The 16,424-nt window shown below is 68.2% G+C and carries 18 protein-coding genes and 1 tRNA gene; 8 read left to right on the forward strand and 11 right to left on the reverse strand.

The annotated features are described in order from the left end of the window. Positions 1-284 precede the first annotated feature (284 nt). Together LRF89_RS00850 and LRF89_RS00855 are read right to left on the reverse strand one after the other, a co-directional pair. Positions 285-887, reverse strand: a complete 603-nt coding sequence (locus LRF89_RS00850; RefSeq protein ID WP_238636445.1) for a hypothetical protein — start codon at positions 885-887, stop codon at positions 285-287. 435 nt (positions 888-1,322) lie between these two features. Continuing rightward, positions 1,323-1,399, reverse strand: a tRNA-Glu gene (locus tag LRF89_RS00855). A 128-nt stretch (positions 1,400-1,527) separates the two neighbouring features. On the opposite strand from LRF89_RS00855, the gene LRF89_RS00860 reads away from it, so the two are divergent. From LRF89_RS00860 to LRF89_RS00870, 3 genes are all read left to right on the forward strand, one after another. Beyond that, positions 1,528-3,027 (forward strand): AAA family ATPase, encoded by a 1,500-nt coding sequence (locus LRF89_RS00860; RefSeq protein WP_201167582.1) that lies wholly within the window; start codon positions 1,528-1,530, stop codon positions 3,025-3,027. Between the two features lie 73 nt (positions 3,028-3,100). Continuing rightward, a complete protein-coding gene (gene fliK, locus LRF89_RS13445; protein ID WP_274522048.1) occupies positions 3,101-4,159 on the forward strand; it encodes a flagellar hook-length control protein FliK in 1,059 nt (352 codons plus the stop codon). Then, positions 4,146-4,415 carry a hypothetical protein gene (locus LRF89_RS00870; RefSeq protein WP_201167585.1) on the forward strand — a complete coding sequence of 90 codons (270 nt, stop codon included), beginning with the start codon at positions 4,146-4,148 and terminating at the stop codon, positions 4,413-4,415. The genes fliK and LRF89_RS00870 overlap by 14 nt, the downstream gene beginning before the upstream one ends. Here the strand turns inward: LRF89_RS00870 and LRF89_RS00875 are convergent. The 3 genes from LRF89_RS00875 to gltX are packed head-to-tail and all read right to left on the reverse strand — an operon-like array spanning position 4,376 to position 7,627. Continuing rightward, positions 4,376-4,801, reverse strand: a complete 426-nt coding sequence (locus tag LRF89_RS00875; RefSeq protein WP_201167587.1) for a DUF2802 domain-containing protein — start codon at positions 4,799-4,801, stop codon at positions 4,376-4,378. The two genes, LRF89_RS00870 and LRF89_RS00875, sit on opposite strands and share 40 nt — an antisense overlap. A gap of 13 nt (positions 4,802-4,814) precedes the next feature. After that, complete coding sequence (gene cysS / locus LRF89_RS00880) at positions 4,815-6,194, reverse strand: cysteine--tRNA ligase (protein ID WP_238636446.1); 1,380 nt, start codon at positions 6,192-6,194, stop codon at positions 4,815-4,817. Then, positions 6,194-7,627, reverse strand: a complete 1,434-nt coding sequence (gene gltX / locus LRF89_RS00885; RefSeq protein ID WP_201167591.1) for a glutamate--tRNA ligase — start codon at positions 7,625-7,627, stop codon at positions 6,194-6,196. The genes cysS and gltX overlap by 1 nt, the downstream gene beginning before the upstream one ends. A gap of 115 nt (positions 7,628-7,742) precedes the next feature. Here gltX and LRF89_RS00890 point away from each other — a divergent pair, with 115 nt between their 5' ends. Next, positions 7,743-8,471 carry a UDP-2,3-diacylglucosamine diphosphatase gene (locus LRF89_RS00890; protein ID WP_238636447.1) on the forward strand — a complete coding sequence of 243 codons (729 nt, stop codon included), beginning with the start codon at positions 7,743-7,745 and terminating at the stop codon, positions 8,469-8,471. 19 nt (positions 8,472-8,490) lie between these two features. Here LRF89_RS00890 and dusA read toward each other — a convergent pair whose 3' ends face one another. Next, complete coding sequence (dusA, locus tag LRF89_RS00895) at positions 8,491-9,477, reverse strand: tRNA dihydrouridine(20/20a) synthase DusA (RefSeq protein WP_201167595.1); 987 nt, start codon at positions 9,475-9,477, stop codon at positions 8,491-8,493. A 97-nt stretch (positions 9,478-9,574) separates the two neighbouring features. Between dusA and LRF89_RS00900 the strand changes: the two genes are divergently transcribed. The 3 genes from LRF89_RS00900 to LRF89_RS00910 are packed head-to-tail and all read left to right on the forward strand — an operon-like array spanning position 9,575 to position 10,766. Next, a complete protein-coding gene (locus LRF89_RS00900) occupies positions 9,575-9,829 on the forward strand; it encodes a glutaredoxin family protein (RefSeq protein ID WP_201167597.1) in 255 nt (84 codons plus the stop codon). A gap of 5 nt (positions 9,830-9,834) precedes the next feature. Then, positions 9,835-10,413: a L,D-transpeptidase family protein gene (locus LRF89_RS00905; RefSeq protein ID WP_207189875.1), complete on the forward strand. Its 579-nt coding sequence runs from the start codon at positions 9,835-9,837 to the stop codon at positions 10,411-10,413. A 53-nt stretch (positions 10,414-10,466) separates the two neighbouring features. Next, entirely contained in the window at positions 10,467-10,766 is a 300-nt protein-coding gene (locus tag LRF89_RS00910; protein WP_201167612.1) for an Lpp/OprI family alanine-zipper lipoprotein, read from the forward strand. A 160-nt stretch (positions 10,767-10,926) separates the two neighbouring features. On the opposite strand, the gene LRF89_RS00915 is transcribed toward LRF89_RS00910, so the two are convergent. From LRF89_RS00915 to lipA, 3 genes are read right to left on the reverse strand one after another with little or no spacing between them, the layout of a single operon-like run. After that, positions 10,927-11,961: a L,D-transpeptidase family protein gene (locus LRF89_RS00915; protein ID WP_238635249.1), complete on the reverse strand. Its 1,035-nt coding sequence runs from the start codon at positions 11,959-11,961 to the stop codon at positions 10,927-10,929. Positions 11,962-11,997: 36 nt separating this feature from the next. Continuing rightward, positions 11,998-12,603 carry a CoA pyrophosphatase gene (locus tag LRF89_RS00920; RefSeq protein WP_201167624.1) on the reverse strand — a complete coding sequence of 202 codons (606 nt, stop codon included), beginning with the start codon at positions 12,601-12,603 and terminating at the stop codon, positions 11,998-12,000. A gap of 7 nt (positions 12,604-12,610) precedes the next feature. After that, positions 12,611-13,615, reverse strand: coding sequence for a lipoyl synthase (gene lipA / locus LRF89_RS00925; RefSeq protein WP_201167630.1), 1,005 nt, complete (start codon positions 13,613-13,615; stop codon positions 12,611-12,613). A 176-nt stretch (positions 13,616-13,791) separates the two neighbouring features. Between lipA and LRF89_RS00930 the strand changes: the two genes are divergently transcribed. Continuing rightward, on the forward strand, positions 13,792-14,922 hold the full coding sequence (locus tag LRF89_RS00930; RefSeq protein WP_238635250.1) for a ChaN family lipoprotein: 1,131 nt from the start codon (positions 13,792-13,794) through the stop codon (positions 14,920-14,922). A gap of 77 nt (positions 14,923-14,999) precedes the next feature. Here LRF89_RS00930 and LRF89_RS00935 read toward each other — a convergent pair whose 3' ends face one another. Together LRF89_RS00935 and LRF89_RS00940 are read right to left on the reverse strand one after the other, a co-directional pair. Continuing rightward, complete coding sequence (locus LRF89_RS00935; protein WP_201167644.1) at positions 15,000-15,308, reverse strand: c-type cytochrome; 309 nt, start codon at positions 15,306-15,308, stop codon at positions 15,000-15,002. A 209-nt stretch (positions 15,309-15,517) separates the two neighbouring features. Continuing rightward, entirely contained in the window at positions 15,518-16,378 is an 861-nt protein-coding gene (locus LRF89_RS00940) for an alpha/beta hydrolase (RefSeq protein WP_201243115.1), read from the reverse strand. Positions 16,379-16,424: the final 46 nt, after the last annotated feature.

Raw genomic sequence — 16,424 nt, forward strand, 5'->3', positions numbered from 1 at the left:
CCCTTGCTTGTTCATCGGGGCGACCGACGGCGCGCGGCTGCGCTCGGGGCCACCCCCTCGAAAACCGGGGGATCGTACCGCCGTTGGCGTGCGAATGGAATGAGACAGAGATACGCGGGGGAAAACGGTATCCCAGCCCCTTTGTCTTCGAAAACGCTCAAAAACTCGAACCCGTTTTCGCCCCCCATCGCGAAGCATCCCGGCCAAGGCAGCGGCGTTCCCGGCGTGACCGCATCGGCAAATCAACGATCCGTGTGACGCCATAAGCGCTTCACTGCTTGGCACTAAAATCGCCCGCGAATGCCGATGGCGGCATGGTATTCGTCACTCAGCACTTCGCCCCGAATGAGCAGCGATAAGTACTGGAAGTCGTCCGGGGCGCCGCTAAACTCAAGCCGCCCCCCCGCCTGGGAAGACCGGTCCGAATCCTCCGGGTACAGGACAACACCGCGCAAGTCCCCGCGGAAAAAACCGCCTCCCGCTTTGGCACCAGCCGTCCAGCCGCGCAGACCAAACTCCAAAGAGTAATCGGTTAGGCTCGAACTCTCATCCGGGTTGAGGTGCCGCGCCCCCAGTTCCGCGACAACCCCGGTGTGCTCCGTCCACGGCTCAAAAACGCCAATGCCTCCCGCCGCGCGCCTGGCTTCTACGTCAGTATCCTGACCCCTGAGCATCTCGCCCTCTAGGCGCAGCAGCAGCGGCCCGGGTGCTCCCTCGACCCGAAGCCCCCCGCCCGACAGGTCCTCATCAAGGCCATCGTAACTCGCCAGGGCACCATAAACATCAAGCGTAACCGCCGATTGCCGGTCCATGGCCGCATGTCCCACCGCAGCGGGCAACAGCGCAGCTGCTAAAACACCGATCCCCCAAACACTGGCTCCGCGCACTGCCTTCCCCTCCATAGAAAACCTCGAATAAGGCTAGGGTTGTTGTATCACAAGTTGAAGCCCCCGTGACCATCTGCCCACCCCAAATAGGATTGGTTTGGGAACAGCAGGCCGGCACTGCCATGGCCGAATCTAACTAGTGGAATGCCTTGGCAGCCTGGGCGCGACCCGGCGACACCTCGGCAGCTCGCTACTGCATGGCGGTGGGTTGGTCGGTCATGGCGACCCCCCTGTGACCGGCGCCGCAGCCTTTAGAGGGCGCATCCACGGACGGGCGTACCAAGGGGCAACGGGGTAACGGAAGACGCCGAAGGTGAAGCCGCTGAGGGACTGCCCCCCGTTTGATGCATCGAACGCGCTGGCAGCTGCGTTTGATGGATGTTTGATGCTGGGGGCGCTTGAGGGGCGGGGCCGCCCCTAACTACTTGATTTGTATGGCGTCCCCAACGGGATTCGAACCCGTGTCGCCACCTTGAAAGGGTGGTGTCCTAGGCCAGCTAGACGATGGGGACGCTGTGCCGTAAAGCGAGCGCAATGGTAAGGGCGGCTGACGGGGGTGTCAACACTTCCGGCCATGACGATCGCACCGGCTCTGTTAAACTGGCGGAACACTGACCGAAGAGCACCCTCCAGGTCCTGCATGGCTCCGCAAACCGGCACGACGTTACACCTCCCGGAGGCGGCCCTGTACCGACTGGGGCTGACCGCACAGCCCTTCGTCGGCATCCCCGACCCTCCCTTCGAGGACAGCGCCCGAATCACGCAGATCAACGTCACGCTGAGTCTCCTGCAAAGCGGCGAACGCATCGTGCTCATTAGCGGCGACGCGGGCCTGGGCAAGACGACACTCCTGCGCCGCCTGGCCGAATCTCAGCCCCCCGGGCTGAGCATGCAGCGGGTCCAGGGCGACGGTGCCGACATCGATACCCTGTGGGGCGCTCTGGTCGCCGCCGCGGAGGCCGAGGAAGGCACCCTGGCTCCTCGATCCCGCGAACAGGCCTTGAACTACGTGCGGAGTGCCCGCCGTGGCGGCGTTCGCCCCGCCCTGCTTATCGATGATGCCCACGCCCTGCCCGCACGGGAGATCGACGAGCTGCTTGGACTGTGGACAGAACTCGCCGAGGACGACGAGGCCTTCAGCCTCGCCATGGCCCTCGAGCCCGCCGGCCTGCAGAGCCTCCCGGAGACGCCGCCCGCGGAGCGGTTTCACACCACGACCCTGTACCCGCTGAGCCAGGAGCAGACCGGCGCCTACCTGGACCACCGAACCCGAAGCGCCGGTGCCGAGCACACCCTGTTCGACCCGCACGAGATCGAGGACATATTCCGGCAATCCGGCGGACACCCGGAGCGGATCAACGAGGCGGCCTATCGACGCCTGACCGCCCGGCTGGCCAGTTCCGACCAGCCGGCGCCCAAGCCGGGGCCGCGCCCGGCGAAATCGCCCGGGCTCCGCGGCACCGGCTTACGGTGGGCCCTGGCCGGTGTCACCGGGATCACGGCCGCGTCGGCGGGCACCTACTGGCTGCTCACGCACCAGCTATCCACCGGCCCGGCGACGGAGGAACTCGCCATCGAGGATTTCGAGGAACCCGAGGAGGAGACAGTCGCGGCCGAAAGCGAAGAGATCGAGCCGGCAAGCGACACACCCTTTGGCCTGGATCTACCCGGGCGCTACAGCTTCCGGGACAGCCCTGACGAACAGGAGCCACCCTCCCCCACGGGACAGTCGACGACCAACCTGCAGCTCCTCGACACCCCGGATGCTGCGCAAGGGCCAACTGACAGCGGCCCGACCGAGGGCGAGCCGGGCACCGAAACCGCGGAGGAGGACCTGGCCGATAGCGCGGACTGGATCCGCGGCGAGGACGGGGAGCGCTACACCATCCAGCTGCTGGCCGCCTCTGAGCCAGCTCCGCTGCAGGAATACGCGGGGCAACAGCCACTGGATGAGCCGACCCACGTGGTCGCTACGGAGCGCGACGACGGCGATCTGTGGTTCCTGCTATTACACGGCTCCCACGAAGACCGAGAGGCCGCTCACGCAGCCCTTGACGCCCTCCCAGAAGCGGTCGCGGAGCGCGGTGCGTGGGTGCGCTCCTTCGAGTCCGTAGCCGAGAGCCTGGCGGCCGAGGACTAGTCCGGCGTCACCAGGGCGACACCTGTAGCAGAGCGACATTTTTTTGACGCACCAGGGGTGTCAATTGCTTGACATGTCAGCACAACGTCCCACGGTGTGGATCCGCTTCCCAGAGGCCAGCGGCCGGCCGGATCTGCCGTTGCGCCTGGGGGACACCCTGGAGGCGCGGGCCCGGCTCACCGGGGCCGGGCTGATCCTGATCCTCGGCGCCCACCGCCTCCCCGCACGGGCCGATGTACCGGTGGCCGACGGCGATCGCCTGCGACTGCGTGTGGCCAGCGTGGGCCACCCCCTGGTGCTACAGGTCACCGACCACCTTGGCCCCCGCCCGGCGCTGCAGTGGACCCTGCGCCAGGCCCTGCCCCGCCAGGCCACTGCGGAATCGCTGGTAGGCGACCTGCGCAGCGCACTCCGGCGCCCTCTTACCAACCTTGATTTGCACACAGCGTGCCAAGAGTTCCAGGATGCCGTGCCGTCGGCACGCTCACTGAGCTCCGCCGCCGGTATCCGCGAGACCTTGGCCCACGCCGGCCTCTACTTGGAGGCTCGACTGGCCCACGGTGCCGACACGGGCGCGGATCTCAAGGGGCGGTTGAGCGCCTGGCTCGCTGCATTGCGCCCACGCCACCCGGAGGGGGGCGACCGCAAGAGGCCCACGCCGGAGTTCCCGCCGGCCGAGCGCGCCCTGCTCGACCAACTGGAGGCCTTCTTCTGGCGCATCCAGGCACTTCAGGCCCACCGTGCCCTCCACACCCGCGGGACACGCGACTGGACGCTCGACATCCCGGTACGCCAGGGCGACGCCCTGCACGCCCTGCGACTGCGCATCCGCCCCGCCACCGGGGCAGACGGCGGCGCAGCGTGGACCATCGAGGCCCGTCTGGCACTCGAGCGACTGGGCCCGGTGGCAGTCTCGCTGCACCTGGCCGGCGGGCGCGCCGATCTGGCCTGGTGGGCCCAGCGGCGTGTCAGCGCCGAGCGCCTGGCCAACGCGCTCCCGAAGCTTGAACAACGCCTCCGCGCCGCCGGCCTCGAACCCGGCGCGATTACCTGCTACCACGGGTGGCCGGCTCACGACGGTACCGCCCCTTCATCCACCGCAACCCAGGGGATCATCGATGAGCAGATCTGATCCGGAGCCGGACGAGTTCGGGCGGACCCTCCTGGAGCGAGCCGCAACCCGGGGCTTCGCGCTACCCGACGACCCCGACCTGGCCGCGGCACTGGCCCGCCTTGAGGACGACGCGGAACCACCCCCCGAGGTTGCGGAGGCCATCGCTGCCCTACTGGCGTTCACCTGGACGGTGGAGCAGGATGTCGGGCCCGCCGGCGCCGGCCCGTCACTCGATCACCCGGAGGCGCCGCCCTCTCCGCGCCCCGGACCGTGAAGCAGAACCACCAGGTCCGCCTCCACCTGACTGATCTCGCAGGTATCGGCGATCTCCCGGGCCTCGGCCCCCTTGCGCGCCATGCGGATCGCCTGATTGAAGCGGCTGCCATCCGTGCCGCCGGCTGCGGCCACCTGATCCAGACGCCGCCGCAGCCGGGCCAGGTTCTGCTCCAGCCGGGCCAGGTGCTCCCCCTGGCCGACCGCCCCCGCGGAGAGCCCCCGGAAGTGCTCGAGGATCTGCCGGGTCGTGGTCTCGACGCTCTCCATGCGTTGCTCAGCCTGCTGGACCCGCTCCAGGGTGCGCTGCACGCGGTAAACGGCATAGGCCGACGCCACCAGGGCACCGGCTAGAACGGCGAGCACTACCCCGATCAGCCACGCCATGCGGCCCTCCTCGTTAGCGGGTTCGCCGCCACTTGGTCCCCTCCGGCGTGTCCTCCAGCTCAATCCCCCGCGCCTGGAGTTCGTCCCGGATCCGATCGGCCTCGGCGAAATCCTTCGCCTTGCGCGCCGCTGCCCGCTGCGCCACGAGCGCCTCGATCTCGTCGACCTCGGCATCCGCAACATCGCCGCGCAGGTAGCTCTCCGGGTCCTGCTGCAACAGCCCGAGGACCGCGCCGAGCTCACGCAGCTCGGCGGCTGCCGCAGCAGCTCCTGCCTCGTCACCGCCCTCGCGCAGCCGGTTGATCTCACGGGCACTCTCGAAGAGCACCGCGAGGGCTTCGCGGGTATTGAAGTCGTCGTCCATCGCCTCACGGAAGCGCTCCCGCGCCCGGCTGCACGCCGGTTCTGCCTCCGGCAGTCCGCGCAGGGCGTTGTAGAGCCGCTCCAGCCCCCCGCGGGCCTCGCCCAGTGCATCCCCCGTGTAATTGAGCGGGCTGCGGTAGTGACTCGAGAGCAGGAAAAGACGGACGGCCTCGGCCGGATGCTCGGCCAGGACGTCGCGCACCGTAAAGAAGTTGCCCAGCGACTTGGCCATCTTCTCGTCATCGATGCGCACGTGGCCGTTGTGCATCCAGTAGTTGACGAAACGGTGACCGCTGGCGCACTCGCTCTGGGCGATTTCGTTCTCATGGTGCGGGAACTGCAGATCGACCCCGCCCCCATGGATATCGAAGTGGCTGCCGAGTAGGTCACGGGACATGGCCGAGCATTCGATGTGCCAGCCGGGCCGACCATCTCCCCACGGCGAGGGCCAGGCCGGCTCACCGCTCTTGGCCGCTTTCCAGAGGACGAAATCCACCGGGTCGCGTTTGGCCTCGTCGGGCTCGATGCGCGAGCCCGAGCGCAGTTCCTCCACCCGACGCCCGGACAGCTTGCCGTACGCCGGGAAGCTGGCCACCGAGAAGTAGACGTCGCCGTTCTCCCCGACGTAGGCGTGGCCGCCGGCGATCAGCTCCTCGATCAGCGCGATCATCGACTCAAGGCGCTCGGTGGCACGCGGCTCATGGTCGGGGCGCTCGACGCCCAGCGCCGCGCAGTCCTCGTGCATGGCCTGGATGAAGCGATCGGTCAGGGCGCTCATCGGCTCGCCGTTCTCCGCCGCGCGGCGGATGATCTTGTCGTCGATGTCGGTGATGTTGCGCACGTAGGTCACCTCGTAACCCTGCCAGCGCAGATACCGGACCACCGCATCGAACACCACCAGGGCACGGGCGTGGCCCAGATGGCAGAGATCGTAGACCGTCATGCCGCAGACGTAGATCCGCACCCGCCCCGGCTCAATGGGCCGGAACGGCTCCTTGGCTCCGGTCAGACTGTTGTGGATCTTCAGCATCACTCCCCCTGCGCGCCTTGCTCCGCGGCGAGGGTGGCGGCGCGCCTGAGCCGCTCAACCACCCGCTCACCGCCCATCAGGTCGACCACCGGCTGCAGCTCCGGACCGCTACATCGACCGGTAAGCGCCGCGCGCAGCGGCATGAAGAGTCGCTTGCCCTTGACCCCGGTGCGTTCCTTGACCGCCTCGGTCAGCCCCTTGAACCGGGTGTAGCCCTCCTCAGCGGCACCCACGGCAGCCTCGAAGAACTCCGGCCCCGCCGAGACGATGGCCGCCTCGGCGTCGGCATCGAGCCCCGGCGGCCCGGCGAAGACCCGTTTGGCCCAGTCCCGCGCATCCGCCGGGAAACGCACGTTATCGCGCACGGCGTTGACCAGGTCGTCGGCGTACCCCGGGGGCACCAGGGCATCGATCCCCATCCACGGCCGCAGGCGCCGCGCCGGGCTGCGGTGCACCGCCTCGTCCTGCCAGTGCCGCAGATGGTCCGGGTCAAAACGCGACGGCGCCGTGCTGATACGCGCCGGATCGAAGACCTCGGCCAAGCCGGCGAGATCGAGCAGCGCTTCGGACGCGCAGGTGTGCCCGACCCGGGCCAGGTAATTGAGCATGGCCTCGGGCAGATACCCCTCTCGAGCCAACTCACCGACGGAGCGACTGCCGTTGCGCTTGGACAGCGGCGCGCCATCGGCCCCGGTGATCAGCCCCATGTGGCCGTAACGCGGCGCCGACAGCCCCAAGGCCTTCAGGATGAGCAACTGCCGCGGGGTGTTCGTAAGGTGATCATCCCCCCGCAGGACATCGGTGATCCCCATCAGCGCGTCATCGACAGCGTTGGTGAACAGATACGCGGCGGTGCCGTCGGCGCGGCGGATGATGAAGTCGCCGATGTCATCCGTCCGGAAGCTCTGCTCACCGTGGATGCGATCATCGAAGCGCACCTGCTCACCGCTCGGCACCCGGAACCGCAGAGCCGGCTGCACCCCCTCGGCGCGCTTGCGCGCCACCTCATCGGCGCTGAGGCGTGCGCAGGTGCCGGGATAGCGCGGCGGCTGCCCGGCCGAGCGCTGGGCACGCCGGGCCATCTCCAGCTCGCGCTCGCTGCAGAAGCAGGGGTAAGCCCACCCCTCGGCCTCGAGCTGTCGGTAGTAGGCGTCGTAGAGAAATCCCCGGTCAAACTGGTGGTACGGCGGCGCCGGACCGCCCACCTCCGGGCCTTCCTGCCAGTCCAGTCCCAGCCAGCGCAGATCGCCCATCAGCGAGCGGGTCGCCTCCGGGCTGTAGCGCTCACGATCGGTATCCTCGATCCGCAACACGAACCGCCCGCCGTTGCCGTAGGCCAGCAGGGCATTGAACAGGGCCGTGCGCAGGTTGCCGAGGTGCAGGGCCCCGGTCGGGCTCGGTGCAAAGCGCGTCTTGACGGTCATCTCGTTCATGGCGGGGCATTTTAACAGCGTCGCCCTATTCCGGGGGCATCCCACGGCCTTGCCCGCGCTCCGCCCTCGAGGGACACTGGCGCTCCGTTAATGACACCGGACTCGGACCGACGCCATGCCCCAACCCGTTCTGGTCATCGCCGACCTGCACCTGGACCGCAGCCGCCCGGCTGCGACGGACACCTTCCTGCGCTTCCTCGAGAAGGAGGCGCCGGGCGCCGAAGCCGTCTACATCCTGGGCGACCTGTTCGAGGCGTGGATCGGCGACGACGCGGTCTCCGCCGACGACCCCGTCCTGCAGGCCCTCCGTGCAGCCGCGGCGAGCACGGATATCTACGTCATGCACGGGAATCGGGATTTCCTGCTCGGTGCCGATTTCGCCGCAGCCAGCGGCACCCACCTGCTCCCCGATCCCAGCGTGGTGACCATCCACGGCGAACACGCGCTGATGATGCACGGCGACAGCCTGTGCACCGATGACGCCGAGTACATGGAGTTCCGCGCCATGGTGCGCGATCCCGCATGGCAGCAGCACTTCCTGGCGCTGCCGGTGGCGGAGCGACTCGAGCAGGCGCGCCAGGCGCGCGGCGCCAGCACCGAGCGGAACCAGCAGCTGGACGAGGCCATCATGGATGTCACCCCGGTGGCGGTGGATGCGGCACTCAGGGAGCACCAGGTGCGCTGGCTCATCCACGGCCACACGCATCGTCCGGCCATTCACGACTTGGACACACCCTTCGGTTGGGGCAAACGCTTCGTGGTGGGTGACTGGTTCGATCAGGGCAGCCTGCTGCGCTGTCAACCAGAGGGCTGGAGGCTGGAGACCCTGCCCCACGACGCCTAGCGGGCAGCAGGCGCCGCCGTCATGCAGCCTCCCCATGGGCGACGCACTTCAGCGCGCGCTCGATCACGTCGGGGCCGGCCCCCGGCTGCTGACTGCCCTCGGTCAGGGTCCGACGCCAGGCGCGGGCACCGGGCAATCCATTGAACAGCCCCATGAGCACCTTGACCAGCTGGCTCATGGGCACCCCTTCGCGCCGGCGCGCCTCGACATAAGGCAGATACGCGGTCACCACAGCACGACGCCCGGGCAACTCGCCTCCGAACAGCATGCAATCCCACTGTGCCAGCACGTAGGGATTGGAGAAGGCCTCGCGGCCGATCATCGCCCCATCGACCCACTGCAGCTGCTCCCGCAGCGTCGCCGCATCCGCAATACCACCGTTGATCGCCACCTCCAGATCCGGCCGCCGCGCCTTGAGCCGATGCACACGGAGGTAATCCAGGGGCGGGATCTCGCGATTCTCCTTGGGGCTGAGCCCCGAAAGCCATGCCTTGCGGGCATGCACAATAAAGCTCCGGCACCCCGCTGCGGCCACGGCCTCCACGAAAGCGTCCAGGAAGGCCTCGCTGTCGTGATCGTCGACCCCGATGCGGGTTTTGACCGTCACCGGCAAGCGGGTGGCCGCCTGCATCGCGGCGACGCAGTCGGCCACCCGGGCCGGCTCGAGCATCAGGCAGGCCCCGAAACGCCCCGACTGCACACGGTCACTGGGGCACCCGACGTTGAGATTGACCTCGTCGTAACCCCACTGCTCGGCGAGGCGCGCCGCGTGGGCCAGCTCCTGCGGGTCGCTACCCCCGAACTGCACCGCCACCGGGTGCTCCGCCGGGTGAAACGGCAGAAAACGTTCCGCCGCCCCGTGCCAGAGCGCCACGGCCGGCACCATCTCCGTGTAGAGACGCACGTTGGGCGCCAGCAGGCGCAGGAAGTAGCGTGCCGGCGGCGTGGTCCACTCCATCATCGGGGCCACGCTCAAACGCCCGTGTATGCACGGCGGCTCGGTCATCAGTCCCTCTCTGCAGTCACTCAGCGATGGTTTGCCGGGGCCGGCCGGCTGGGTATTATACGCCAAGGTACGGTTGCCAGCGGCACACACGCCACCCATGACCCAATCCGTGACGCTCTACGGGACCAGCGGCTGCCACCTCTGCGACGAGGCGCGCGACCTCATCCGCCGTTATGCGGCCTACACCCCGCTGCAGCTGCACGAGGCCGACGTCCTCGACCACTTCCCGGACGACCCGGCGCTCCAGGAGCGCATTCCCTTCCTGGAGGGCGAGCACCCCGGCGGGCGCCTGTTCTGGCCGTTCGATGCCGGGGACCTGCACCAGTGGCTGCAGACCGGAGGCCGACCGTGAGCCGGATGGCGCGGCTGCTCCTTTGCCTGGCAATGCTTGCGCCGGGTCTGCTCGCGGCGCAGCAGGAGCCGCCGAACGACCTGCCGTTCAAGCCGGAGGACGATGAACGATGGGTTCTGGTGGACACCGATACCTACCGGATAACCGTGTTTGAAGGGGACCGCCCCTTCGCGCATTTTGAAAACCTCGCCGTGGGCCGCTACGGCACGGCGGAAACCCGCCGTCGCGGCGACCGGACCACTCCGCTGGGAAAATTCCGCATCAACCGGATCAATGAAGAGAGCCAGTACCATCTTTTTCTCGGGCTGAATTACCCAAGTCTGGAGAATGCGCGCAAGGCCCGGGATGACGGGACCATCGACCAAGAGGAGTATCTTGATTTTCTGGATGACTTTGCCCGCCTGGGTCGTCCGCCCCAGCGGACGGCTCTGGGCGGGCATATCGGCATCCACGGGGTGGGCGATGGTGATGTCCGGTTCCACCGGCATGTCAACTGGACAGATGGCTGCGTGGCGCTGGAAGACGATCAGGTCGAGGCGCTGGCCAGCCTTGTGGGCATTGGCACACGCGTGTATATCCGCTAGCATTCAAACACGAATAGGCGCAAAAAAACCTTCCCAGCACAAGGAGATACTCGATGCCTCAACGTTTCGCATCCGTTGCCAAGCTCGCGGCTGTCGGCGCCGCCTTCGGCCTGGTCGCCGCCTGCGCCACCGTGGATGAGGATCAGATTGGCGCCGCGGTGGACCGTGAGCTTGAGGACCTCTACGCCGAGATGGACGAAACCCGCGCCATCGCTGAAGACGCCCGCGACACCGCCGAGGGCGCTGACGAGCGGGCGGCCGAGGCACACAGCATCGCCGAGGAGGCGCTGCGCAAGGCTGAGGACAACGAGGAGAAGATCGACCGCATGTTCGAGCGGACGATGCAGAAGTAACCAACCGTCGGAACCCCGGGCGTTAACGCGACGCCCGGCATCCCCGGAAGCCCGGCCCCGCGCCGGGCTTTTTTTTCGCTCCGGGCATGGCAGCAAGGGTCGTCGACCCCACCGCGGCGCAGCACCCCGCCGATAGCCGCTATGCGGCTTGGGGGGTGGCTCACTCCCCGGACGGACGATGCGGGGTGGCGTTACTCCGGGACACACGGCGGATCCGGCCGTCCTGCTCATCGGCAGCCGCGCGGACCCGCGCGCCGTCCACCCGATGGGCCGTATCGCCGAGGGCGTGGGCGACACTCTCGACGGCCATCTCGACGCGCTCCGCCCGCGACGGATCGTCTTCCTCGAAGAACGGAAACGCCTGGAGGTGGAGCACCCCGTCGGCAGACCAACCTGCCTGGAACGGCTGATTGACGATCTTCACCGGCGTGCCCACTGACAGCTGATCGTAGAGGTACTCGATATCCCGCGGATGCAGCCGGATGCACCCGTGGGTGGCCCGCATCCCGATGCCCCAGGGGCGGTTGGTGCCGTGAAGCAGATAGCCACTGATGTCGAGCAGGATGGCGTGCCGACCCAGCGGGTTGTCGGGTCCCGGGGGCACTTCGCGTGGCATCGTTTCGCCTCGCTCCTCGGCCTGCTTGCGGATCGACTCCGGCGGGTACCAGGCCGGGTCCTCGATCTTCCCGGTGACCTCGGTACGCCCGAGCGGGGTTGACCAGTCCATGCGTCCGATACTGACCGGGAAGATCTCCACCACTTGCTCGTCTTCCGGGTAGTGGTAGAGGCGCATCTCGGCCAGGTTGATGACCACGCCTTCACGCGGCGCATCGGGGAGGATGTAGCGTGACGGGATGCGAACCTCCGCGCCCTCCCCCGGCAGCCAGGTATCGACGCCCGGGTTGGCCATGCGGATCTGCTCGTAGCCGACCGCATGGCGCTTGGCGACATCCAGCAGGGTATCCTCGGCATTCGCCCGGGCGGTCTGCTCCTCACCAACGACGTCGACGCCGTCCTGCAGCTCGAAGCGGTGAAGGGTCCGATCCCAGTCGTGCTCCTCGAAGGCGTCCTCGTCGACCACCTCGCCCTCGCCCGCCTGCTCGGGCGGAGGGGCTTCGTCAGCCACGACCGGCATCGCCAGCAACAGCAACCAGATCCCCGACCCGAGCAACCCTGCACCTCGCGCAGCGTCCATCCGACACCGCACCCTGCCCGCCATACGTCCCGCCATTTAGCCTATGCCCTGTAATGCTTCTCGGAGTTGCCAGAGCATACCTGCTGTCGCCCCCCAGATCAGCTGCTCCTGATGAATCAGCGCCGGGAAGCGCTCGATCCGTCCGAAGGGGCCGGGCACCCGGACCTCGCCGTCGACACGCCCCTCGAGCAGCCGTTCCAGGGGCAGCTCGAAGACCGACTCGACCTCGCCCGGATCCGGCCGCCAGATGACCGGGCTGCGAATGACGGCAACCACCGGCTGGATCACGAACCCGGTACCCGTATGGTAGCGGCCGAGCCGCCCGAGGACTCGCACCGCGTCGGGCTCAAGCCCAACCTCCTCGTGCGCCTCGCGCAGGGCGGTCGCCTCGGCGCTGGCATCGGCCGGATCGACGCGCCCCCCCGGGAAGCTCACCTGCCCCGGGTGATCACGCAGGCCGCCGGCGCGCCGCGTCAGCAGGATTCGCGGCTGATGCTGCGGCTCAAGCAGGGCGATCAGCACCGATGCCGGCACTGGGTGCCCCGGGGATCGGCGCCACCCGCGCTCAGGCCAGGCCTGCCCGGTCAGACGGGCCCGCAGGGCCTCCGGGCAACACGCCGGTCCGGACAGGGCGACGGGCATGGCACCGTCAACCAGCGTCCGGGCCGGGGGCTGGCAAGCCGACGTTGTTGCCCTCGAGCACGCGGTCCGCCCGGTAGCTCGAACGCACCAGCGGACCCGCGACGACCTCACGGAACCCCAGCCTCAGCCCCTCCTGGCGAAGGGCCTCGAACTCGTCCGGGCTCACGAACCGCTCCACCGGAAGGTGGTTGCGGGTCGGCTGCAGATACTGCCCCAGGGTGACGATGTCCACCTCCGCCCGGCGCAAATCCTCGAAGGCCTCATGGAGCTCGGCATCCGTCTCGCCGAGCCCCACCATCAGGCTCGACTTGGTCACCACGTCGGGGCGCAACCGCTTGGCCGCCCGCAGCACGTCCAGGCTCTGCTCATAGTCGGCACGCGGGTCGCGCACCTGCGGTGAGAGGCGCCGGACCACCTCGACGTTGTGAGCGAAGACTTCCAACCCGGACTCGACCACCGTCCGCACGGCCTCTTCATCGCCACGGAAATCCGGCGTGAGGGCCTCGACCGCGGTTTCCGGATTCTCCGCCTTGATAGCCCGAACGCACTGGGCGTAATGCTCCGCTCCGCCATCGCGCAGGTCATCACGGTCGACGGAGGTCAGAACGACGTAGCGCAATCCCATCAGGCGCACCGACTCGGCGCAGTGCTGCGGCTCCCGGTCATCCAGACGCCCTTTGGGGTTGCCGGTATCCACGGAGCAGAACCGGCACGTGCGCGTGCACACCGATCCGAGAACCATAAAGGTGGCCGTGCCGTGGCTCCAGCACTCGCCCAGATTGGGACAATGGGACTCCTCGCAGACCGTGCTCAGGTGGTGGTCGTGGACGATACCGCGCACCCGACGATAGCCCTCGCCGCCGGGAGCACGCGCCTTGAGCCACTGCGGCTTGCGTGCGCGCGGCGCCTGCTGCCCATCGCCGCGGCGCTTCACGCCGTCCTTGATAGTGCGCACCCCGTCGCGTTCAAAGACACTACCGCTGCTCACCGGAATCCCCTTGAAATCGGTCATACCCTACCCCTGGCCGCCATCGAAACCGCACCGGATGTACCATCCGGTAGGATCCCATTGTACGCGCAGCAGCGCTGCCCTGCCGAACCACCCAGCCGGGGACGAAGCCCGGCAGCGGTCGCCAACCCAGGCCAGGAGCCCTAAGATGGGGCCGAGGCCACAGGAAGGATCGCCCCATGTCCACGCCCCTGCTGCGCAGCACCACCCTGCTCGCCGGCCTTTTGTTTGCCGGCAGCGCCATCACCAGCCCCTGTGCCGAACCGGGGCAATGGTACGATCCGGGTCACCAACGCACCCTCGGCACCCATGAGGTGCTCGATGCCCTCGAGGGCGTCGATTTCATCCTGCTCGGCGAGCGCCACGACGATGCCGCCCACCACCGCTGGCAGCTCCATACCCTGGCCGCTTTGCACGGGCGAGGGGAGCTTGGGGCCATTGGCTTCGAGATGTTCCCACGCAGCAAACAGAAACCGCTAGAAGACTGGCGCACGGGCAACCTGACGCGCGAGGCGTTCCTCGAGGAGACCGAATGGCAGCGCGTCTGGGGCTACGACGCCGAACTCTACATGCCACTGTTCGAATTCGTCCGCGCGCACCGCGTGCCGGCCGAAGCCCTCAACGTTGAGCGAGACACCGTGCGCGCCGTGCGGGAACGCGGTTTCGACGATCTGGATGAGGACGAGCGTGAATCCGTCGGCCAGCCGGCAGCGGCCAGCGAGGCGTACCGGGACCGCCTGCAGGGTATCTTCCGTCATCACCCCGGCGCCGGCGAGAACGATGCCGACCTGGATCGGTTCATCGAGGCGCAGACGTTCTGGGACCGGGCGATGGCCGAGTCGATGGTCTCCGCCCTAGAGGCCTACGGCGGCCCGGTCGTCGGCATCGTCGGCAGGGGTCACGCCGAGTACGGTGACGGCATCGCCCACCAGCTCCGGGATCTCGGCCACGACTCGATCCGCATCCTGCTGCCGCTCGACGCCGCCGCCGCGTGCCCGGACGCCGATCGGGCGGACTTCGTCTTCGCGCTCGAACCCGAGCGCGCCACCCCCGATCCGCCGCGTCTGGGCATCGCCATGGAGGAGGACGATTCGAAGGTGACCATCCTCGAAGTCTTCCCCGATACACCCGCCGATCAGGCCGGGCTGGCCGCCGGCGACCGCATCGTGAAGGCAGCGGAGACCGAGATCCGGCATCCTCGCGACCTGCAGCACATCGTGTCCCGTCAGGCGCCGGGCACCTGGCTGCCGCTGGTCATCGAGCGGAATGGGGAGACCTTGGAGAAGGTGGCGCGGTTCCCCGCCGAGTAGCCGTGAGCGTTGGGCTGGGCTTCGCGCGGGGTTCCGCTTTGGCGGCCGGGCCCGGGCGACCCGGCCGCCCCGCAGGATCAAAGGGTCGAGAGCATGTACTCGATGGCCTTGACCAGATCCTCGCGGTCGGCACGCCCGTCGTAGGCCGGCATGGCGCCCTTGCCCGCGAGCGTGCTCTCGACCAGCTCGTCCACCGAGGAGGGCCGGTCGGCCCAGTCTTCGGGCGCGTTGAGCTCCGGTGCGCCGGCCACCCCGCGGTCATGGCACGAGGAACAGGTCGGTGCCGTGCCGTTGATGTAGATGGATTCGCCGTCGGCAAGGGCCGCCCCCATGCCGCCGAAGATCAGCGCGGTCGCGGTACCCGCGGCCAGAACAATGCGTTTCATGATCGGCTACTCCTCGGTCTTTTAGTCTCTATGCTTGATGCGCCCGGTAGCAGGGCCGCTCAATAGCCCGTCGAGCATCCCCTGGACGGGTGCCGGTGCGCCAGCCGACGTTCTCAGTGGCGCCCCTCGGGTTGGACTATCTCGATCAGTCTAGCCTAACGAGGCGCAAAGCGGTACCACGAATTCCCTGCTTTGTTGCCGGAAAACCTTCAGGACCGACCCGCCCCCGTCCGGACCAGATCGGCCAGCGCCCGTTCCAGGCAGTCCGCGCCGCGGCGCCAACCGGGCTCAAGCATGGTGGCGTGGCCGGCGCCGGGGATCCAGCGTGGCTCCACGCCATAGAGCCACGCCGTCGTGCGCACCATCCACTGCGGGATGATGACATCCTCCTCGGCCCCGATCACCGCCACCGGCACGGACACGCCGCCCCATCGCGGCCAGCGCGGGAAACCCATCTCAAACAGGGCCAGCTGCGACTCCGGCTGCATGCGGCTGGTGTAATCGAGCAGCACCTCCGGATCCATCTCTTCCGCAAACAGGGCCCGATGGGCCTCATCCACATCGACCCAGGCCGGTCCGAACCCCTGAAGAATGCCCATCTGCCAGAGCAGCCGCGGCTCGGTCAGCATCATCTGCATGCCGGAGGGGGCGAGCCCGGTTGGGGGCACCGAGGCCAACAGCACAGCGCCGGCGGCCGGTACGCCCTGGCGCAGGGCGATATCCACCACCAAACCGCCCATGGAGTGACCGATGAGCACCGGCGGATGTGGCAGCGACTCGACGGCTTCGGCCACGTCCTCGACGTAGTGGCTCAGGGAGGCCGAGTTGAGCGTCTCCCGGCCTGCGCTCGCCCCGTGGCCGCGGAGGCTCAGCGCGTGAGCCTCGTAGCCCAGGCCGGCGAAGTGCGGCAGGTAGTGGACCTCCCAGCACCAGGCACCGGCGAAGGCGCCGTGGATGAACAGCAGCGGCGGGAACACGGCATCCGATGCCCCGTCGCTGCCCGCGTACCGGATCAGCTCCAGCCCCGTCTCCGGGCCGCCGCCCCCGATCCCCCCGAAACTTGCGTACATTCAGCCTCCCGCGTTGGGTCACCCGTGTGCCCGGAGTGCCCTGATC

Origin of the sequence: Halorhodospira sp. 9621 (assembly GCF_022228055.1) — a bacterium.
Taxonomy (GTDB): domain Bacteria; phylum Pseudomonadota; class Gammaproteobacteria; order Nitrococcales; family Halorhodospiraceae; genus Halorhodospira; species Halorhodospira halophila_A.

What these genes read in the sequence shown, in the direction of transcription:
- LRF89_RS00905 (WP_207189875.1), top strand. Translation starts at nt 9,835, where the DNA reads ATGGCGCGGCTGCTCCTTTGCCTGGCAATGCTTGCGCCGGGTCTGCTC.
- LRF89_RS00935 (WP_201167644.1), bottom strand. Translation starts at nt 15,308, where the DNA reads ATGAAACGCATTGTTCTGGCCGCGGGTACCGCGACCGCGCTGATCTTC.
- LRF89_RS00940 (WP_201243115.1), bottom strand. Translation starts at nt 16,378, where the DNA reads ATGTACGCAAGTTTCGGGGGGATCGGGGGCGGCGGCCCGGAGACGGGG.
- LRF89_RS00870 (WP_201167585.1), top strand. Translation starts at nt 4,146, where the DNA reads ATGAGCAGATCTGATCCGGAGCCGGACGAGTTCGGGCGGACCCTCCTG.
- LRF89_RS00860 (WP_201167582.1), top strand. Translation starts at nt 1,528, where the DNA reads ATGGCTCCGCAAACCGGCACGACGTTACACCTCCCGGAGGCGGCCCTG.
- LRF89_RS00875 (WP_201167587.1), bottom strand. Translation starts at nt 4,801, where the DNA reads ATGGCGTGGCTGATCGGGGTAGTGCTCGCCGTTCTAGCCGGTGCCCTG.
- gltX (WP_201167591.1), bottom strand. Translation starts at nt 7,627, where the DNA reads ATGAACGAGATGACCGTCAAGACGCGCTTTGCACCGAGCCCGACCGGG.
- LRF89_RS00900 (WP_201167597.1), top strand. Translation starts at nt 9,575, where the DNA reads ATGACCCAATCCGTGACGCTCTACGGGACCAGCGGCTGCCACCTCTGC.
- LRF89_RS00890 (WP_238636447.1), top strand. Translation starts at nt 7,743, where the DNA reads ATGCCCCAACCCGTTCTGGTCATCGCCGACCTGCACCTGGACCGCAGC.
- cysS (WP_238636446.1), bottom strand. Translation starts at nt 6,194, where the DNA reads ATGCTGAAGATCCACAACAGTCTGACCGGAGCCAAGGAGCCGTTCCGG.
- LRF89_RS00915 (WP_238635249.1), bottom strand. Translation starts at nt 11,961, where the DNA reads ATGGACGCTGCGCGAGGTGCAGGGTTGCTCGGGTCGGGGATCTGGTTG.
- LRF89_RS00910 (WP_201167612.1), top strand. Translation starts at nt 10,467, where the DNA reads ATGCCTCAACGTTTCGCATCCGTTGCCAAGCTCGCGGCTGTCGGCGCC.
- LRF89_RS00920 (WP_201167624.1), bottom strand. Translation starts at nt 12,603, where the DNA reads ATGCCCGTCGCCCTGTCCGGACCGGCGTGTTGCCCGGAGGCCCTGCGG.
- lipA (WP_201167630.1), bottom strand. Translation starts at nt 13,615, where the DNA reads ATGACCGATTTCAAGGGGATTCCGGTGAGCAGCGGTAGTGTCTTTGAA.
- fliK (WP_274522048.1), top strand. Translation starts at nt 3,101, where the DNA reads ATGTCAGCACAACGTCCCACGGTGTGGATCCGCTTCCCAGAGGCCAGC.
- dusA (WP_201167595.1), bottom strand. Translation starts at nt 9,477, where the DNA reads ATGACCGAGCCGCCGTGCATACACGGGCGTTTGAGCGTGGCCCCGATG.
- LRF89_RS00930 (WP_238635250.1), top strand. Translation starts at nt 13,792, where the DNA reads ATGTCCACGCCCCTGCTGCGCAGCACCACCCTGCTCGCCGGCCTTTTG.